This window comes from Nocardioides ganghwensis (assembly GCF_014779655.1).
Classification (GTDB): Bacteria; Actinomycetota; Actinomycetes; order Propionibacteriales; family Nocardioidaceae; genus Nocardioides; species Nocardioides ganghwensis.
The window spans coordinates 115299-132800 of the sequence record NZ_JACXYX010000002.1 but is presented as its reverse complement, the minus strand read 5'-3'; the positions used below and the strand labels follow the sequence as shown (position 1 = coordinate 132800).

General features: G+C 74.7%; 14 protein-coding genes. 5 read left to right on the top strand and 9 right to left on the bottom strand.

The window, feature by feature from the left end:
• Positions 1-193: 193 nt before the first annotated feature.
• Positions 194-1681 (bottom strand): NCS2 family permease, encoded by a 1488-nt coding sequence (locus IEZ24_RS02855; RefSeq protein WP_129453352.1) that lies wholly within the window; start codon positions 1679-1681, stop codon positions 194-196.
• Between the two features lie 70 nt (positions 1682-1751).
• Between IEZ24_RS02855 and IEZ24_RS02850 the strand changes: the two genes are divergently transcribed.
• Together IEZ24_RS02850 and IEZ24_RS02845 are read left to right on the top strand one after the other, a co-directional pair.
• On the top strand, positions 1752-2039 hold the full coding sequence (locus tag IEZ24_RS02850; protein ID WP_242498364.1) for a DUF2530 domain-containing protein: 288 nt from the start codon (positions 1752-1754) through the stop codon (positions 2037-2039).
• Entirely contained in the window at positions 2036-2713 is a 678-nt protein-coding gene (locus IEZ24_RS02845; RefSeq protein WP_129453351.1) for a class I SAM-dependent methyltransferase, read from the top strand. Before IEZ24_RS02850 ends, IEZ24_RS02845 begins: the two co-directional genes overlap by 4 nt.
• Here IEZ24_RS02845 and IEZ24_RS02840 read toward each other — a convergent pair.
• Positions 2710-3492 carry a DUF3027 domain-containing protein gene (locus IEZ24_RS02840; RefSeq protein WP_242498363.1) on the bottom strand — a complete coding sequence of 261 codons (783 nt, stop codon included), beginning with the start codon at positions 3490-3492 and terminating at the stop codon, positions 2710-2712. The genes IEZ24_RS02845 and IEZ24_RS02840 overlap by 4 nt on opposite strands.
• 97 nt (positions 3493-3589) lie before the next feature.
• Between IEZ24_RS02840 and IEZ24_RS02835 the strand changes: the two genes are divergently transcribed.
• On the top strand, positions 3590-5047 hold the full coding sequence (locus IEZ24_RS02835) for an MFS transporter (RefSeq protein ID WP_242498362.1): 1458 nt from the start codon (positions 3590-3592) through the stop codon (positions 5045-5047).
• Positions 5048-5071: 24 nt separating this feature from the next.
• On the opposite strand, the gene IEZ24_RS02830 is transcribed toward IEZ24_RS02835, so the two are convergent.
• A complete protein-coding gene (locus tag IEZ24_RS02830) occupies positions 5072-5467 on the bottom strand; it encodes a cold-shock protein (protein WP_129453349.1) in 396 nt (131 codons plus the stop codon).
• A 222-nt stretch (positions 5468-5689) separates the two neighbouring features.
• On the opposite strand from IEZ24_RS02830, the gene IEZ24_RS02825 reads away from it, so the two are divergent.
• Positions 5690-7801: a S8 family serine peptidase gene (locus tag IEZ24_RS02825; RefSeq protein ID WP_129453348.1), complete on the top strand. Its 2112-nt coding sequence runs from the start codon at positions 5690-5692 to the stop codon at positions 7799-7801.
• Between the two features lie 75 nt (positions 7802-7876).
• On the opposite strand, the gene IEZ24_RS02820 is transcribed toward IEZ24_RS02825, so the two are convergent.
• The 6 genes from IEZ24_RS02820 to IEZ24_RS02795 form a co-directional block, all read right to left on the bottom strand.
• Positions 7877-9244, bottom strand: coding sequence for an MFS transporter (locus tag IEZ24_RS02820; protein WP_129453347.1), 1368 nt, complete (start codon positions 9242-9244; stop codon positions 7877-7879).
• Between the two features lie 42 nt (positions 9245-9286).
• Positions 9287-10057, bottom strand: coding sequence for a 3-hydroxybutyrate dehydrogenase (locus IEZ24_RS02815; protein ID WP_129453346.1), 771 nt, complete (start codon positions 10055-10057; stop codon positions 9287-9289).
• Between the two features lie 97 nt (positions 10058-10154).
• Positions 10155-11990, bottom strand: coding sequence for a helix-turn-helix domain-containing protein (locus IEZ24_RS02810; RefSeq protein ID WP_242498361.1), 1836 nt, complete (start codon positions 11988-11990; stop codon positions 10155-10157).
• Positions 11991-12036: 46 nt separating this feature from the next.
• On the bottom strand, positions 12037-13212 hold the full coding sequence (locus tag IEZ24_RS02805) for an RDD family protein (RefSeq protein WP_129453344.1): 1176 nt from the start codon (positions 13210-13212) through the stop codon (positions 12037-12039).
• Between the two features lie 11 nt (positions 13213-13223).
• Complete coding sequence (locus tag IEZ24_RS02800) at positions 13224-14342, bottom strand: FHA domain-containing protein (protein WP_129453343.1); 1119 nt, start codon at positions 14340-14342, stop codon at positions 13224-13226.
• Complete coding sequence (locus tag IEZ24_RS02795; protein ID WP_129453342.1) at positions 14339-15154, bottom strand: PP2C family protein-serine/threonine phosphatase; 816 nt, start codon at positions 15152-15154, stop codon at positions 14339-14341. Before IEZ24_RS02795 ends, IEZ24_RS02800 begins: the two co-directional genes overlap by 4 nt.
• Positions 15155-15223: 69 nt before the next feature.
• Here IEZ24_RS02795 and IEZ24_RS02790 point away from each other — a divergent pair, with 69 nt between their 5' ends.
• On the top strand, positions 15224-17491 hold the full coding sequence (locus IEZ24_RS02790; protein WP_129453341.1) for a helicase C-terminal domain-containing protein: 2268 nt from the start codon (positions 15224-15226) through the stop codon (positions 17489-17491).
• The last annotated feature ends 11 nt before the right edge of the window (positions 17492-17502 follow it).

The following is a 17502-nucleotide window of genomic DNA, read 5'->3' as shown; positions in this document are numbered from 1 at the left end:
ATTACCCGTGCTAACTATTCCGCCGGGGGTCAGGGTCGGCGTGGAGTCCCCGCTCGAGCGGGGAGTCCGACTCCTGGAGGGGGTTGCAACGGCCTCCAGGAGTCGGAGTTCCCCGACAAGTCGGTCGTACGCCGCGCGCGCCGGCAGCCGGCACGTGGCGCGTCGCCGGGCGGTCGCCCCAGCGGGGCAGCGGTCAGGAGAGCCAGCCGCTGATCGGCGTGTAGGCGAAGTAGACGACGAACAGCGCGGCGACGACCCACATCAGCGGGTGCACGTCGCGCACCTTGCCGACGACGATCTTGATGAGCACGTAGGCCACGAAGCCGGCGCCGATGCCCACCGAGATCGAGTAGGTGAAGGGCATGAGCACGATCGTGAGGAAGGCGGGGATGGCCACCTCGAGGTCGCGCCAGTCGATGTCGGCGACCTGCTGCATCATCAGGAACCCGACGAGCACGAGGGCCGGGACGGCCGCCTCCGACGGGATGGCCGAGACCAGCGGGGTGAAGAAGGTCGCCAGCAGGAACAGCACGCCGGTGACGATCGACGCGAGACCCGTACGGGCGCCCTCGCCGACGCCGGAGGCGCTCTCGATGTAGGACGTGTTCGACGAGACTCCGGCCGCGCCGCCCGCCATGGCGGCGACGGAGTCGACGACGAGGATCCGCTGCGCGTTGGGCGGGGTGCCCTCCTCGTCGTTGAGGCCGGCCTCGGCGCCGATGGCCGTCATCGTGCCCATCGTGTCGAAGAAGTCGGCGAGCAGGAGGGAGAAGACCAGCAGCAGCGCGGCGAGCACGCCGGTGCCGGCGCTGCCGAAGGCGCCGAACAGGTCGACGTCGCCGAGGGTGTCGAACGACGGCAGACCGACGACGTCGCCGCTCAGGGTCGGGACGCTGAGCGACCAGCCCTTCGGGTTCTCCGCCGACGCGGCGCCGAGGTCGCCGACGGCCTCGACCACGACCGCGACGACCGTGGTGACGACGATCGAGATCAGGATCGCGCCCCGCACCCGGCGTACCCACAGCGCGATCACCAGGGCCAGGCCCAGGCAGAACACGAGCACCGGCCAGCCGCCGAGGTGGCCGTCGGATCCCAGCTGGACCGGGACGGTGGTCTGGAAGGCGTCCGGGATGCGCGTCACGACGCGGGCGTCGACGAAGCCGATCAGCGCGATGAACAACCCGATGCCGACCGAGATCGCCACCTTGAGCTGCTGCGGCACGGCGTGGAAGACCGCCTTGCGGAAGCCCGTGAGGACCAGCAGGAGGATCACGATGCCCTCGAGCACCACGAGGCCCATCGCGGCCTCCCACGTGGACTGGCGCGCGATCGAGTTGGCGACGAACGCGTTGAGCCCGAGCCCCGTCGCGAGCGCCAGCGGGAAGTTGGCGAAGCCGCCCATGGCGATGGTGAGCACTCCGGCCAACAGCGCCGTGCCGGCCGCGATCGCCGGGATGCCGCTGCCCGGCTCGGCCCCGCCGCCGAGGAAGGCGCCGGTGGAGTCGGGCACGAAGCCGAGGATGAGGGGGTTCAGCACGATGATGTAGGCCATCGTCAGGAAGGTCACGACGCCGCCGCGCACCTCGCGGCCGACGGTCGAGCCTCGTCTGCTGATCTCGAAGAACCCGTCGAGGCCGGTGGCCCTGGGCGGCTGGGGTGCAGTCTGCGTCTGGTCGCTCACGGGACCGCAGTCTGGCAGAACCGTGCTACGTCCGTGTTTCGCCTCCGCGCGCGCGTGTAGCGTGACGGGCGTGGACCTGGGTGACGAGCAGCCGACGCAGCACGAGATCGGCCGGCGCACCTACATCGTCGCGCAGGTCGAGCCGCTCGACGTCGACGGCGTACGCACCACCGAGGTCGGCACCGCGCTCTGGCTGCTGGGCTTCCTCGGACTGCTGCCGTTCTGGGGCGCGCTCCAGGAGAGCGGTCGAACGTGGTGGCTGTGGACCTGCCTGGCCGGCTTCGGGCTCGGCCTGTGCGGGTTGGAGTACTGCCGCCGGCGGCGCAAGGAGCGCGCGGCCCTGCAGGCCGACCGGTGAGCCTGCCCCCGACCCGCTGGGAGCTCGGCGGACCGGCCAACGAGGGCTACGGCAGGAAGTTCGGCGAGCTCGTGGCATCGGGTGAGGACGTCGACGGCGAGGCCCGGCTGGCCGACACCCTCCTCCCGCGCCGCGGCCGGGTCCTCGACGTCGGGTCTGGGATGGGGCGCGTCGCGGCGGCCCTGTCCGCGCGCGGGCACGACGTCGTCGCGGTCGAGCCCGACCCGGTGCTGGCCGAGCAGTCGCGGCGTACGTATCCCGACCTCGAGGTGCTCCCGCTCGACGCCCGGACGCTGGCCGCCGATGCGCTGGCCCACCACGGAAGGCCCACGTCGTTCGACCTGGCCGTCCTCGTCGGCAACGTCATGGTCTTCCTGGCCGAGCGGACCGAGCGCGAGGTGCTCCGACGCGTCCGGGACCTCCTGGCGCCTGGTGGCCGGGTGCTGGTCGGCTTCCACCTGCACGGCGGGCCGCCGACGGCGCGCCGCTATCCCGCGGACGAGTTCGTCGCGGACGTCGAGGCGAGCGGCTTGCGGGTCCGCCTGCGGGCGGGCTCCTACGAGCTGCACCCGCCCGACGACGGCTACGGCGTCTGGGTGCTGTCGCGGGACGACGCCCCGCACGTCAGCACGACCGTCGGGCACCCGAACCCGATCGGCACGGCCGAGGGTTAAAGCGTCTCGACCTCGTCGTCGGTCAGCGTGTCGAACACGTGGTCCGGCAGCGGCAGCGGCTGCTGCTTGCGGGCGAGCTTGACCTCGGAGTGGGCGCCACACCCGTGGTCGAGGGTGACCACCCTGCCGTCGTCGTTGGCGTTGCCGTTGGCACAGACGCCGAACCGGTCGGCCAGCGAGCCGTTGAGACGGACCAGGAACCCGCAGGACCAGCAGTGGTCGGGGGCGCTCTTGGCCAGCGGTGCGTCAGGGCCGCCGGGGCCGGCGTGCCAGCGCTCGGCGGCCATGTCGATGCCCTCGCGGCTCAGGGTCCGTACGCGGCCCAGGCCGAGGTCCTCGGCCACGCGGCGCACCTGCGCCCGGTCGTCGGCGTCGAGCGGGTCGTCGCCGACGAGGTAGGTCGGGACCAGCCGGACGTCCTCGTCCTCGACGGGGAGCAGGTCGCCCGGCGAGAGGTCGCCGGGCTGGAGCCGCTCCTTGTAGGGCACCCACGCGGGGGCCACGATCGCCTCGTCGCCCGGGAGCAGGACGACCTCGTTGACGGTCAGGTCCTTGCCGCGCTTGGCGCGGGTCATCGTCACCGACCAGTACCAGCCGGGGTAGCCCGCGCGGAGGCACGCGAAGTGGTGGGTGACGACGCGCTCGCCCTCGGCGCGCACCCCCAGGTGGTCGCCGACGTCGCCGGGATCGGCGACCTCGAGGGCGACGGTGCGGGCGAGGTCCACGGCCTTGGCGAGGGTCGCGTCCGGCTTGCCGGCACGGGTGGGGAGAGCAATCACCTGCGCATCATGGCAAATGGTCGGTGGTCCTGTCCCGTCGGGACGCCTGCCGGGACGGCGTACGCCGCTGTCGGGCACGTAGGTCAAGATGGTGCCCGTGACCTCCGAGCGCCCCGACACCGCCGCGGGACAGGAGCACGGGCCCCCGCGCGACACGGCCGGCGGGCGGTCGGGAGGCGCTCCGCAGCCGCCGCGCAACGGAGCCGTACGCCGCTCCCTGTCCGGTGCCGCTCGCGGGGTCCGGGCCGCCGGGCGCGGGGCGCGTGTCGCCGGCCGCGGCGCCGGCAGCGCCGGTCACTACGCCGTCTCCCAGGCCAGGCGGGCGGCGCGCGCCGAGGGCGCCGGCGACTCCGGGCTCTCACGCCTGATCGAGCTCCACGCCTTCAACGCCGCCGGTGACGCCGCCGTCGCGATCTCGCTCGCCGGCACGCTCTTCTTCCAGGTCCCGACCGGCGAGGCGCGCGGCCAGGTCGCGCTGTTCCTCGGGCTCACGATGCTCCCGTTCGCGATCGTGGCGCCGCTGATCGGGCCGTTCCTCGACCGCTTCAGCCACGGGCGGCGCTGGGCGGTGGGCGCGACCATGGCGATCCGCTGCTTCCTGTGCTGGGTCCTCGCCACCGCCGTGGTGACGGAGTCCGGCTGGCTCTTCCCGGCCGCCCTCGGCTGCCTGGTGGCCTCCAAGGCCTACGGCGTGACGCGGGCCGCGGCCGTGCCGCGGCTGCTGCCGCCCGACCTGACCCTGGTCAAGGCCAACGCGCGTGTCTCGCTGGCCGGCGTGGTGGGCGCCGGTGTGTCGGCACCCCTGGCGATCCTGGCCTCGACGTTCGGGCCGGAGTGGTCGCTGCGCTACGGCTTCGTCGTGTTCGTGCTGGCCACGATCTGGGCGATCCGGCTCCCGGAGAAGGTCGACGCCAGCCAGGGCGAGGGCGAGCTGGTGCTGACCGGCTCGACCGACCAGGCGGGCACCACCCGCCGGCCGCGCACCCGGATCCCGGGCGCGGTCGCGTTCGCGCTCCGGGCCAACTGCGGGCCCCGCTGGCTGTCGGGGTTCCTCACGATGTTCATGGCGTTCCTGCTGCGCGACAACCCCATCGGGGACTGGCGACCAGAGGTGCTGCTCGGCCTGGTGATCGGGGCGGCGGGGCTCGGCAACACCCTCGGCATCGCGATCGGTTCGGTGCTCAAGCGCCTCAACCCCGCGGTCACGGTGGTGCTCGCCCTCCTCGCCGACGTCGCGGTCGCGGCGCTCGCGGCGCTGTTCTACGGGCTGGTGACGTTGGTGCTGCTCGGGCTCACGGCCGGCCTGGCGCAGTCGCTGGCCAAGCTGTCGCTCGACTCGACCATCCAGCGCGACGTCCCCAGCCGGATCCAGGCGAGCGCCTTCGCCCGCTCCGACACCACGCTGCAGCTGGCGTGGGTGATCGGCGGCTTCGCCGGCATCGCGATGCCGCTCATGCCGCAGCTCGGACTCGGCATCGCCGCCGGCGTGCTCGGTGCGTGGGCGGCCTTCGTGCTGGTCAGTCGTCCCGGCTCGACGGCACCCGCCCGCACCTGACGGCGTACGACCCCGGGACGGGTCTCAGGTCTCCAGCTCGTCGGCGAGCGCACGCAGCACCTTGGCGGTGCCGCGTGCGGCCGCGCGCTCGGGGTGCCGGCCGCGACGGTAGGTCTCCTCGACACCCTCGAGCATCTTGATCAGGTCCTCGACGATGGTGACCATCGCCTCGGGCTGCTTGCGCTGGGCGTTGCGCTGGTTGCGGGTCACCGAGGCCGGCGCGTCGATGACGCGCACCTGCAGCGCCTGGTCGCCGCGGCGCCCCTGGGCGATGCCGAACTCGACCTTGGTGCCGGCCTTGAGGGTGGCGGTCCCCTCGGGGAGCGCATCGGAGTGGACGTAGACGTCCGGGCCGTCCTCCTGCGACAGGAAGCCGAAGCCCTTCTCCGCGTCGTACCACTTCACCTTGCCACTCGGCACGGTCCACCCCACTCAGCTCTGCGCGCGACTCTGCGCCCGACGCCGCGCGGATCGCGGCCCGGCACAGGATAGGCGGCCGGCCGGCCCCCCGACCAACGGGTTGCGCGCTCCGGGCCGGGCACCCACCCGGGATCCTCCACGTGACTGGTGGGACCATGGGAGACTGTGAGGTCCCACCGCGCGGGGGCGCGGCGACCAGACGACCGACAGCGGGAGGACGACGTGCGTGCACGACGAGCGGGCATGGCCCTCGGGTGCGGCCTGCTCGCGCTCGCCCTCGGCCTGCCCCTGGCCGGCGTCGCCACCGCCGACGACTCCCCGACGACGGGTGCTCCCCCGCCGCTGACCCTCGTCACCCTGGCCGGGGCCGGCACCGCCGCGGGCCGCGCCGACGCCGAGGAGCTCCTCGCGCGCCAGGACGCCGTGCTCGCCGCCGTCGGCGCCGAGCAGCCCGTCTACCGGTGGACCACCGCGCTCAACGGATTCGCCGCCCGCCTCAGCGACGCCCAGCTCGCCGCCCTCGACGACCAGCCGTGGGTCGCCTCGATCGAGACCGACACCGTACGCCCGCTGGCCGGGCGGACGTCCCTGGCCGCCGTGCGCGGCGCCGCCGCCAGCCCACGGTTGCGCGGAGGGGCGGGCGTGGTCATCGGCGTCGTCGACTCGGGCATCGCACCGCAGTCCCCGGCGTTCGCCGACGTCCCCGGTCTCGGCGCCGACCCGGAGGACTTCGCCGGAGCGTGCGCCGAGGGCGACGGGTGGGCCGCCGAGGACTGCACCCGGAAGCTCGTCGGGGCGCGGTGGTACGTCGAGGGCTTCGGCGCCGACCGGATCCGTTCCTCGGAATCGCTCTCCCCGCTCGACGTGCTCGGGCACGGCACCCAGGTCGCCTCGGTCGCGGCCGGCAACGCCGCGGTCAGCGTCCGGGTCGAGGGCCGCCCGGCCGGCAGGTTCGGTGGCGTCGCGCCGCAGGCGCGCATCGCCGCCTACAAGGCGTGCTGGGGAGCGCCCGACCCGACCGACGACGGCTGCTCGACCGCCGACGTGGTGTCCGCGGTGGACGCCGCCGTCGCCGACGGGGTCGACGTGCTGACCCTCGCGCTGGCCGGCGGCGAGGGCCTGGACACCCTCCAGGTCGCCCTGCTCGGCGCGGCGGAGGCCGACGTCGTCGTGGTGGGCGCGGCGGGCAACTCCGGCGCCTCGTCGTACGCCTCGCACGCCGGTCCGTGGGTCACGACCGTCGGTGCCGCAGTGGGCCGGATGTCGCGCGGGCGCGTCACGCTGCCCGGCGGCCGGTCGTGGACCGGCGGCGGACGGCCGAACGACGTGCGCGGCACGGCCGTCCTGGCCCAGGACGCCGCCGCTCCCGGGGTCTCGCGCCGCGCGGCCGGTCAGTGCCGGTCCGACGCCCTCGACGCGCGAGCCGTCGCCGACCGGATCGTGGTCTGCCGCCGCGGCGGCATCGCTCGCATCGACAAGTCCGAGTCGGTCTCCCGGGCAGGCGGACGGGCCATGGTGCTCGTCAACCGCGGCCCGGGTGCCGTCAGCGCCGACTTCCACTCCGTGCCCACCATCCACCTGTCCGCCGCGGACGGCCGGACCTTCAGCCGCTGGGTGGCCCGCCACCCCGACGTGCCGCTGCGGATGTCGCGGGTGCTCGGCGACCCCGGCACCCGGCGTACGGCTCCGTGGAGCGCCGCGGGCGACCCGCGCGGGGCGTCCCTCAAGCCCGACGCGGTGGCCGACGGCGACGCGGTCCTCGGCGCGCTGCCGGAGTCGACCGGGCGGAGCTGGGGCGTGTTCAGCGGGAGCTCGGCCGCCACCGCCCACGCCAGTGGCCTCGCCGCGCTGCTCCTCGGTCGCCACGACGACTGGTCGGCGGCCAGGGTGCGCTCGCTGATCGCGACGTCGGCCCGACCGATCCCCGGCTCGTCCGTCCTCGAGCAGGGCTCCGGCGCCCTCCCCGGACGCGCTCCGACCGCGCACCTGGCGTTCGACGTCTCCCCCCGCGCGTGGCGGCGAGCGCTGCGCACCCGCTCCCTCGACCGCCTCAACACCAGCGCGCTGCTGCTGTCGGCGCGGCAGTCGCGGGCCGTGCGCACCGTGACCAACGTGGGCACCCGCCCCGAGTACTTCTCCGTCACCGCCCGCGGCTTCACCTCGCACCGGGTCCGCGTGCAGCCGCTCGCCGTACGCCTCGCGCCGGGCGAGTCGACCGACTTCACCGTCACGGTCTCCGGCCCCACCAGCCCGGGCGTCCTCGACGACGGCGTGCTCGTCTGGCTCGGCGCGCGCGGCGGCGTCACCCGGGTGCCGGTCGCGCTGACCCGCTGACGCCGCTGCCCCCTTCGCCACGCACGACGGGCCGCCGCCGGGGAGGGACGACGGCCCGTACGGACCGGTGCTGCGTCAGTCGAGCACGCGGTCGTGGCGCAGGGAGCTGGCCTTCGTCTCGTGGGCGAAGAGCACGGCCACGACGGTGATCACCGAGGCGACGGTCATGTAGATCGCGACCTTGGGGACGTTGCTCACCCCGGCGCTGGCGTCGCCGAGCAGCTCGATCGCGATGATCGGGGCGAGGGCGCCGGCGAAGATCGAGGCGAGCTGGTAGCCCACCGAGGCGCCCGTGTAGCGCACCGAGGTGCCGAACAGCTCGGAGAAGAACGCCGCCTGCGGGGAGTACATCAGGGCGTGCAGGACCAGGCCGACCACGATCGCGAGGATGATCTTGCCCTCCGACCGCGAGGCGATGAGGTCGAAGAACACCCACGACCAGGCGGCGACCCCGACGGCACCGGCGAGGTAGAGCGGGCGCCGGCCGACGCGGTCGCTGAGCGCACCGATGAGCGGGATGGTCACGAAGTGCACGACCGAGCCGATCAGCAGGGCCTTGAGGATGAGCGACTTGTCGGCGGCGGTGCCGGCGTAGATCGTGAGGAACGAGATCGAGATGATCGTGAAGAGGTAGTAGGAGATGTTCTCGGCCATGCGCATCCCCATGGCCACGAAGACCTCCTTGGGGTACTTGCGGAAGACCTCGACGAGCGGCAGGTGGGCGGTCTGCTTGGTCTCGAGCTCGGCCTTCGCCTCGGCGAAGACGGGCGACTCCTCGATGGAGAGGCGGACCCACAGGCCCACGCCGACGAGCACGGCGCTCAGCAGGAACGGGATGCGCCAGCCCCACGACTCGAAGGCCGCGTCGGACTGGACGGCCGCCAGCACCCACAGGACGCCGGTGGCGAACAGGTTGCCCAGGGCCACGCCGGCCTGGGGCCACGACGACCAGAAGCCGCGCTTCGAGTCGTCACCGTGCTCGGCCGCCATCAGGACCGCGCCACCCCACTCGCCGCCGACCGCGAACCCCTGGAGCAGGCGGCAGGTCAGCAGGAGCAACGGGGCCGCGACGCCGATCGAGGCGTACGTCGGCAGCAGGCCGATCGCGAAGGTCGCCAGGCCCATGAGGAACAGCGAGAAGACCAGCATCTTCTTGCGGCCGACCTTGTCGCCGTAGTGGCCGAAGACGATGCCGCCGAGGGGGCGCGCGACGAAGCCGAGCGCGTAGGTGCCGAAGGCCAGCAGGGTCGCGGTGGCCGGCTCGCTCTCGGGGAAGAACAGCGTGCCGAACACGAGCGCGGCCGCCGAGCCGTAGAGGAAGAAGTCGTACCACTCGACGGCGGTGCCGACCAGGGAGGCGAAGACGACCTTGACGATGCTGGTGCGCTCGGGCTCGGCGCCCGTCGGTTCGCGACCGGTCGCGGTGGAGGTGTCGGTGGTCATGACGTGCCTTTCGTGGGGGTGCTGGTGACGGTGCCGGGTGCCTCAGGCGGCGGTCCAGCCGCCGTCGAGGGAGAGGGAGGTGCCGGTGATGGAGGTGGCGGCCGGGCCGCAGAGGAAGGCGACCGCCTCGGCGACCTCCTCGGGCTCGACCAGCCGCTTGAGCGGGGTGCGGGCGAGCAGGACGGTGTCGAGGACCTCGTCCTCGGCGATGCCGTGGGAGCGGGCCTGGTCGGCCAGCTGGCCCTCGACGAGGGGGGTGCGGACGTAGCCGGGGCAGACGGTGTTGCTGGTGACGCCCTTGTCGGCCCCCTCGAGCGCGATCACCTTGGAGAGCCCCTCGAGGCCGTGCTTGGCGCTGACGTAGGCCGACTTGTACGCCGACGCGCGGTGGCCGTGGACGCTGGAGACGTGGACGATCCGACCCCACCCCCGCGCGTACATGCCGGGCAGGACACGGCGGGCCAGCAGGAACGGGGCGTGCAGCATCAGCGCGTGGATCGTGCGGAAGCGCACGGGCTCGAAGTCCTCGATCGGCGCGACGTGCTGGATCCCGGCGTTGTTGACGAGGACGTCGACGTCGAGGTCGAGCCGCCCGATCGCGGCCTCGTCGGTGAGGTCGACGACGTGCGGGACACCGTGGACCTGCGCGGCCACCTTGGCCACGCCTTCCTCGTCGCGGTCGAGCAGGTGGACCTCCGCACCCGCCTCGGCGAGCCGGGCGGCGACGGCGGCGCCGATGCCGCTGGCGGCCCCGGTGACCAGGGCGCGCCGACCGGCCAGGACGCCCCGGGCGGGGTCTGTGACGGTGCTCATGCCCGACACCGTAGGGAGCGCCGTGACGCACGGCACATAGGTCGCGCGGCCACACTTCCGGCTCAGCAGTGTGGGCGATCCACACCCTCAGGCGTGGTCAGTCACCCTGCAGCCGCGCCAGGCGCAGGGCGAGCTGCAGGTCGAGCGCCCGCTCCGGCTCCCGCCAGCCACTGCCGAGGAGCTCCCCGATCCGCTCCAGGCGCTGCGTCACGGTGTTGGGGTGCACGTGCAGGACGCCCGCGGTCTCCCTGAGGTGGCCGCCGGTGGCGAACCACGCCTCGAGCGTCGCCACGAGCCCGGTCCCGCGGCGCTCGTCCCAGGCCCGCACGGGCCCCACCATCGTCTCCACGAAGGCCGCGACGTGCTCGGGGTCGTTGTCGCCGAGGAGCAGCCGGGCCACCCCGAGCCCGGCGGGGTCGCTCACGTCCCCCCGGCGCCCGAGGCGTACGAGCGTGTCGAGGCAGCGCCGGGCCTCGTGGTGGGCCTCGACGAGCCGGTCACCGCGCAGCGCGTCGCTCGTCGCGGCGACGCCGACCGTGCCGACCCCGCCCAGGTCGGCGACGGCCGACCGGAGGTCCGCGCCCACCCGCAGCGGCTCGTCGCCGGGCACGACGAGCACGATCGCGCCGCGGTGCTCGCCGGCCAGACCGGAGGTGCGCCGGGCCAGGGCGACGACCGCGCGGCTGGCGCGGTGGCGGTCGACGCCGTCCACCGTCGCGGTCGCGACGACCAGGGGGCCGTCGAGGCTGGCGCCGTGGCGGCGCACGCGGTCGCGCAGCCGCTCGCGGGAGCCGGCGTCGGCCTCGAGCAGGTCGGCGAGCAGCTGGCCGCCGAGCCGCTCCTCGGCGTCGGTGACGGAGCGGGCGAAGAGCAGCACCAGCGCGGTGACGAGGGCACCGCGCTCGAGGGTCCGCCGGCCCGCGAGGTCCAGCGGCTCCTCCCGCCGCAGGACGAGGGTCGCGACGTGCTCGGTGCCGGCGAGCGCGGCAGCGACCATCCCCGAGGGGACGGCCACCGACCGTCCCGAGGCGACGGCGCGGGACACCTCCTCCTGCCAGTCCAGGCCGGGGTCCTCCCCCGCCAGCAGCTCGCCCGACGGGGTCCAGACCGAGGCGTCGCCGTCGAGCACGCCGGAGAGCACCCCTGCGACCTCGGCGACACCGCCACCGCCGATGAGCACGTCGGTGAGCCGGTCGTGGGCCAGCGCGGCGGCGTCCACGGCCTCGGTGTGGCGGGTGAGCGAGCGGTTCGCCTCGTCGAGCTCGGCGAAGAGCCGGGCGTTCTCGAGCGCCACGACCGCGTGGGCCGCGAACGAGGTCAGCAGGCTCACCTCCGACTGGGGGAAGCGGCGTACGGACCGGTGGACCGCGAGCAGGGCGCCGATCACCACCCCGTCGAGGACCAGCGGCACGCCGAGGATCGCCCGGATCTGCTCGCCGGCGACGGCCTCGTCGATGTAGCCCTGGTGCACGAACCGCTGGTCGGTGGAGTAGTCCTCGGTGAAGTAGGCGGCGCCGGTCTGCGCGACCAGTCCGAGCAGGCCGGTCCCCAACGGCAGGCGGAGGTTCTGGAACTCCCGGGTGAGCGCGCCGTCGGTGACCTTCATGTAGGACGCGCCGTCCTCCTCGTCGTTGAGGGAGAGGTAGGTCATGTCGCAGTGCAGCAGCTGTCGGGCACGCCGCACGATGGCGGCGAGGATCGTGTCGACGTCACGGATGGCGGTGAGGTCGGAGGCGGTCTCGTAGAGCGCGGAGAGCTCGGCCTCCCGGGAACGCATCCGTCCCATGAGGTCGCGCAGGCGCAGCGCGACGTCGTACTCCGAGCGCAGCACCGCGGCCTCGGCCTCGCTGAGCCCCGCCTCGGCGCGCGCGAGGTGCTCGTCGAAGGCGGCCAGCGGCGCCTCGTCGTAGAGCAGGTCCAGGAAGGTCGGCACGCCGCACATCCTGCCCCGTGCGCAGCGACCGCGGCGCCCCGACAGCTCAGTGCTCGCGGGAGATGGTCATCTCGCGGTCGCCGTAGACGACCTTGTCGCCGTCGACGAGGGCCGCGGGCTTGCCCGGCGCGAGCTGGCGCGAGACGCCCTGGCGGACCAGGACGGTGCCGTTGGTCGAGCCGCGGTCCATCACGACGATGGTCCCGTCGGACGCCGGGCCGAACTGGGCGTGGGTCTTGGAGACCGACATGTCGGCGGAGGCGAGCGGGATCAGGTGGGCGACGCTCTCCCCCGACCGGGCCTCGGGCCGACGGCCGACGAGCGCGAGGCCGGCGATGACGAAGCTCTCGCCGTTGTCGAAGTGCACCCGCCAGCGCGCTGCGGATGTCGCAGGGGTGCGGGTCGGCGCCGGCTGCTGGCGCTGGGGCGGCTGCTGCCACTGCGGCGGGGGCGCTGCCGGGGACGGCTGCTGCGGCCAGGGCTGCATCGACTGCTGTGCGGCCTGCTGCGGGGGCTGCTGCGGGGCCTGCCGCGGGGCGTGGTGAGGGGCCTGGTGAGGGGCCTGGTGAGGCGGGGCGTGGGGCGGAGCGGGGACGGCGGCGGGAGGCTGCACGAGCTCGGCCGGCAGCGGCTGGCGGCGTACGGAGTGCTCCGAGCGTTCCGGCGTCTTCACCACCTCGACCGGCGGAGCCGGGACCAGCCGCATCGCGGTGAGGTTGACGATGTGCCGCGGGCCGTCGTCGGCGCCGTCGTCGGCGACCTCGGCCACGGGGCGTACGTCGACCACGACGGTGTCGGTCAGGTGGTCGTGCCACCCCCGGCGCTGCCGGCCCCTGTCCTCGACGGCCGTCCACGCCAGGGTGGCGACCCCGATGCCGAAGGTGGGCAGGCCCGAGGCACCGAGCACGAACGAGCGGAGCAGGGCCGGCCCCACGCCGATCGGGGTGCCCGTGCCGTGGTGCACCACGCGCAGGCCGGTCATCGCCTTGCCGGGCGAGGTGCCGCTGACCCCGAGCACGATCGCGAGCACCAGCCAGACCAGGACCATCGCCACGGCCACGGCCCCGACCACGGTCCAGACGTCGTCGGAGACGAACAGTGCCGTGCCGACGCCGACGGCCGCCAGCAGGCCCCACGCGAGCAGGCGGTCGACCGCGAACGCGACGAACCGCCGCTCGAGCTGGGCGATCGGGTAGGTCAGGGGCTGGGGGTGCTGGGTCACGACGGTGCGGTTCAGGGGTTGGTGACCTGGATGGTGACGCCGTCGCCCAGGTCGAGCACGGCGCCGGGGACGAGGCTGACCGCGATGCCCGGCTTGAGCTCCTCGACGTCGAGGCCGGGCAGGGCGAGCACGGTGCCGTTGGTCGAGCCGAGGTCGGTGGCGATCGCGGAGCCGTGGTCGGCCCCCGCTCCGGGCCGGATCTCGAGGTGCGTGGAGGAGATCTCCTGGTGCGGGCTCGGCACCGTCACGACGTGGGGCTGGTCGTGGGAGGCGAAGCGCCGCGCCTCCGGTGCGCGACCCACGAGGACGGTCCGGTCGACGGCGACGACGTCGCCGGTCGAGAAGACGAGGGCGGCCACGGGTTGCGAGACCACTTCGGGTGCCATCTCCTGGCCGGGGACCGGCGGGCGGTCGAAGTCGGGCGCCGGCGCGCCGACCTGGGTCTGGCCGTCGCGGTCGGACCAGTCGTCGGCGACCGCGGGCGTCTCACCGGTGGGCGTCGGGTCGTCCGCGGGCTCGCCGAACTGCATCGGCGCGGCCGCCGGCGCCTCGGGGACCGGGTCCGCGGCGGCGACCGGCTCGGGCTCCGGCTCGGGCTGCGGCTCCGGCTCGGGCTCGGGCGTGACGGCGGGCTCGGGCTCGGCCTCCGCCTCGGCCACCAGGGCCGGGGCGACGTCCTCGGTCGCCTGCTCCGCGGCGGGGGCCGGCGTACCGAACTCGACCACCGACACGCGCGCCAGGCCGGGCGCGAGGAGGTGCTCGGCGGCGGCGTCGCCGGTGAGGGTGACCCGGATGCTGGAGACGCCGGCCACCAGCCGCTCGGCCCAGGCGGTGCCCGGGTCGGCACTGACGAGCTCGTCGCCACCGGCGGAGGAGACGGCTGCGGTCGGGGCACCGCGGACGAGGAGCCGGGTGCGGTCGTCGCCGTGGGCGACGAGGGCGAAGTGGTCCAGTGAGGACAGTCCGTCGGCGAGCAGCGCGTCGAGGAGCGCGTCGGCGCTCGCCCCGGAGTCGGCGAGGTCCCAGAGCGTGGCGACCCGGCCGCGCTGGCTGCCCGGGAGCAGGACCGTGGCCCGGTCACCCACCACGGCGTACCAGTCCCCCGCGGCGAACCTGGCCTCTGTGCTCACAGTCGTCCCCCCAGCTTCGATTCGAGACTCTCCAGCTGGCGCTGCGAGTCGTAGGTCGCGTCCTTCACCAATCCCACCACATCGACGACGATCGCCGTCGCGTTGTCGCGACCGCCGGCGGCGACCGCCGCCCGGACGAGCCGATCGGCGGCGTCACGGGGGTCGGCGACGGACTCGAGGATCTCCTCGATCTCCTCGTCCTCGATCATCCCGGTGACGCCGTCGCTGCACAGCAGCAGGCGCTCGACCGAGCCGAGGGGCAGCAGGAAGAAGTCGGGCTGGATGCCTCCGGGGCTGCCGAGCGCGCGCGTGATCACGTGCCGCTCCGGGTGGACCGAGGCCTCCTCGGGCGTGATCTGGCCGGAGTCGACGAGCTCCTGCACGACGGAGTGGTCGACGCTGACCTGCTCGAGCCGGCCGTCGACGATGCGGTAGATCCGCGAGTCGCCGAGGTTGACGAGCAGCCACTTGGTCACGCCGTCGTCGTCGACGAGGACGGCGGCCACCGCGGTCGTGCCCGCGTGCCAGCCCGGCTGGAGCGCGCGGTGCGCCTCGCCGTAGTCGATGATCCGCGCCTGGGCGCGGGCGAGGGCGTCCGAGACCAGCTCGGCCCCGCGACGCGGGTCGTAGGCCTCGGCGAGCCGCTGGAACTCCTCGACGACCATCCGGCTGGCGACGTCGCCGCCGGAGTGGCCGCCCATGCCGTCGGCGACCACGAAGACCGGGGGCGCGACGAGGTAGGAGTCCTCGTTGACCTTGCGCACCAGTCCGACGTCGGTCGACGCCCCGTGGTGCAGATCGACGTCCTTCATGCCCAGCCCTCTTCGCCCCGTGTCGAGATGTGGGGCCGCGGTCTCGACCCGGCGAGTAGCGTAAGAGGGATGTCCAGTTCAGGGCGGACGACACCCGCACGCACCCTCGCCGACCAGCTGCGCGGCTGGCCCGACGAGCGGCTCGTGGCGCTGCTCCGGGCCCGTCCAGATCTCGCCACACCCGCCCCTCAGGATTCGTCGCAGCTGGCCTCGCGGGCCGCCACGCGTTCGTCGATCCACCGCGCCCTCGACGGCCTGGACCATCTGGAGCTCTCGGTGCTTGATGCCCTGCTGGTGGCAGGTCAAACCACCTCCGATCAGCTGATCTCGATCGTGCGGGCCGACGAGGCGCGCACCGCGGCCGCGCTCCAGCACCTGCTCGACCTGGCGCTGGCGTGGGAGGCGCCCGGAGGCGTACGCCCGCTGACCGGCGTGGCCGACGCGATGCGCGGGATGCCCGGCCTGGTGAGCGGGCTGCGGCCCTCCAGCCCCGACCCGGCGCCTCCCGCCGAGGTCGCGGCCCGGATCGCGGAGCTCTCCCCCGCTGCGGCCGCCCTGCTTCGCCACGTCGACGAGCACGGCGGGGAGGGGACGACCGGTTCGGCGCGGCGCACCGTGTCGCCGGCCGAGGCCCGCTCGCCCGCCGAGGAGCTGCTCAGCCGCCGCCTGCTGGTGCCGCGTGACGGCGACTCGGTCGTGCTGCCGGGCGAGGTCGGCCTGGCGCTGCGCGGAGGTCGTACGACCACCGAGCCGGTCGACGACGTGCCCGCGCTCGCCACGTCGGCGCGCGACGCCGCCCTCGTGGCCCGCAGCGCCGCGGGCGCCGCCTTCGACGTCGTACGCCGGGTGGAGCTGTTGCTCGACCACTGGGGCGTGCAGCCCCCGAGCGTGCTGCGCAGCGGCGGACTGGCGGTCCGCGACCTCAAGGCCGTCGCGCGCGACCTGCACGTCGACGAGCCGGGAGCGGCGCTGGTGGTCGAGGTCGCGCTCGCGGCGGGGCTGATCGCCGAGGCCGCCGACGCCGACGGATCCCCCGCGTGGCTGCCGACCGACGAGTTCGACGTGTGGTCCGGCCGGCCGATCGCCGAGCGGTGGGCCCGGCTGGTCGGCGGGTGGCTCGCCAGCAGCCGGGTGCCGTCGCTCGTGGGCTCGCGCGACCCCGCCGGCAAGGCCTGGAACGCCCTCGCGCCCGAGCTCTCCAGCGGGCTGGCCGAGGAGGCGCGCCGGCTGGCCCTACGCGTCCTGGCCGAGCTGCCGGACGGCGAGGTCCTCGCCGCCGGCACCGGCATCGCCTCGCTCGTGCAGCGCGTGCGCTGGCTGCGCCCGCGGCGGCCCACGGTCTTCGCCGACCTGGTCGCGGCCGCGCTGTCCGAGGCGGCGGTGCTCGGCGTCAGCGGCGCCGGCGGTCTCCCCCCGAGCGGCCGGCTCGTCGCCACGGACGACCTGACGGCCGCCGCCGAGGCGATCGACCCCCACCTGCCCCGGCCGGTGGACCACGTGCTGCTGCAGGCCGACCTGACGGCCGTCGCTCCCGGCCCCCTCGAGACCGAGGTGGCCCGACGGCTGCACCTTCTCGCCGACGTGGAGTCCCGCGGCGGGGCGACCGTCTACCGGTTCACGGCCGGGTCGGTGCGCCGCGGCCTCGACGCGGGCTGGTCGGCGGCCGAGGTGCGCGACTTCCTGGCAGCGGTGTCGCAGACCCCCGTGCCGCAGCCGCTGGAGTTCCTGGTCGACGACGTGTCCCGCACGTTCGGCAGCGTCCGCGTCGGCCACGCCGAGGCCTTCCTGCGCTCCGACGACGAGGCCGCCCTCGCCGCGCTGGTGCACGACCCGCGCGCCCGGAGCCTCGGCCTGCGCCTGCTCGCACCGACGGTGGCGATCGCCACCTCGCCCCTCGACGTGCTCCTCCCCCGTCTGCGCGAGCTCGGCGCCGCACCCGTCGTCGAGGCCGCCGACGGCACCGTACGCGTCAGCCGTCCCGACCTCCGGCGCGCGCGCACGCGTCGCGGTCGCCGGCCAGCCGGCGCCGTCGAGGCACGCCGGGCGGCTGAGCTGCAGGCGGTGGCCACCGCGATCCGCGCCGGCGACCGGGCCCGGTCGTCGCGGCCCGCGACCGCCGAGACGACCACGCCGTCGGGCGCGCTCGCGGCGTTGCGCGAGGCCATCGAGGCCGGCAGCACCGTGGTGATCGGCTACGTCGACAACCACGGGGCGACCGGTGAGCGGGTCGTCGACCCGCGCCGCCTCGACGGCGGCCGGCTGTCGGCGTACGACCACCGCGCCGACGACGTGCGCGAGTTCGCGGTGCACCGCATCACGGGCGTCCGCCGGGCGTAGGGCCGCCCCGC

What these genes read in the sequence shown, in the direction of transcription:
- IEZ24_RS02820 (WP_129453347.1), bottom strand. Translation starts at nt 9,244, where the DNA reads ATGACCACCGACACCTCCACCGCGACCGGTCGCGAACCGACGGGCGCC.
- IEZ24_RS02815 (WP_129453346.1), bottom strand. Translation starts at nt 10,057, where the DNA reads ATGAGCACCGTCACAGACCCCGCCCGGGGCGTCCTGGCCGGTCGGCGC.
- IEZ24_RS02795 (WP_129453342.1), bottom strand. Translation starts at nt 15,154, where the DNA reads ATGAAGGACGTCGATCTGCACCACGGGGCGTCGACCGACGTCGGACTG.
- IEZ24_RS02790 (WP_129453341.1), top strand. Translation starts at nt 15,224, where the DNA reads ATGTCCAGTTCAGGGCGGACGACACCCGCACGCACCCTCGCCGACCAG.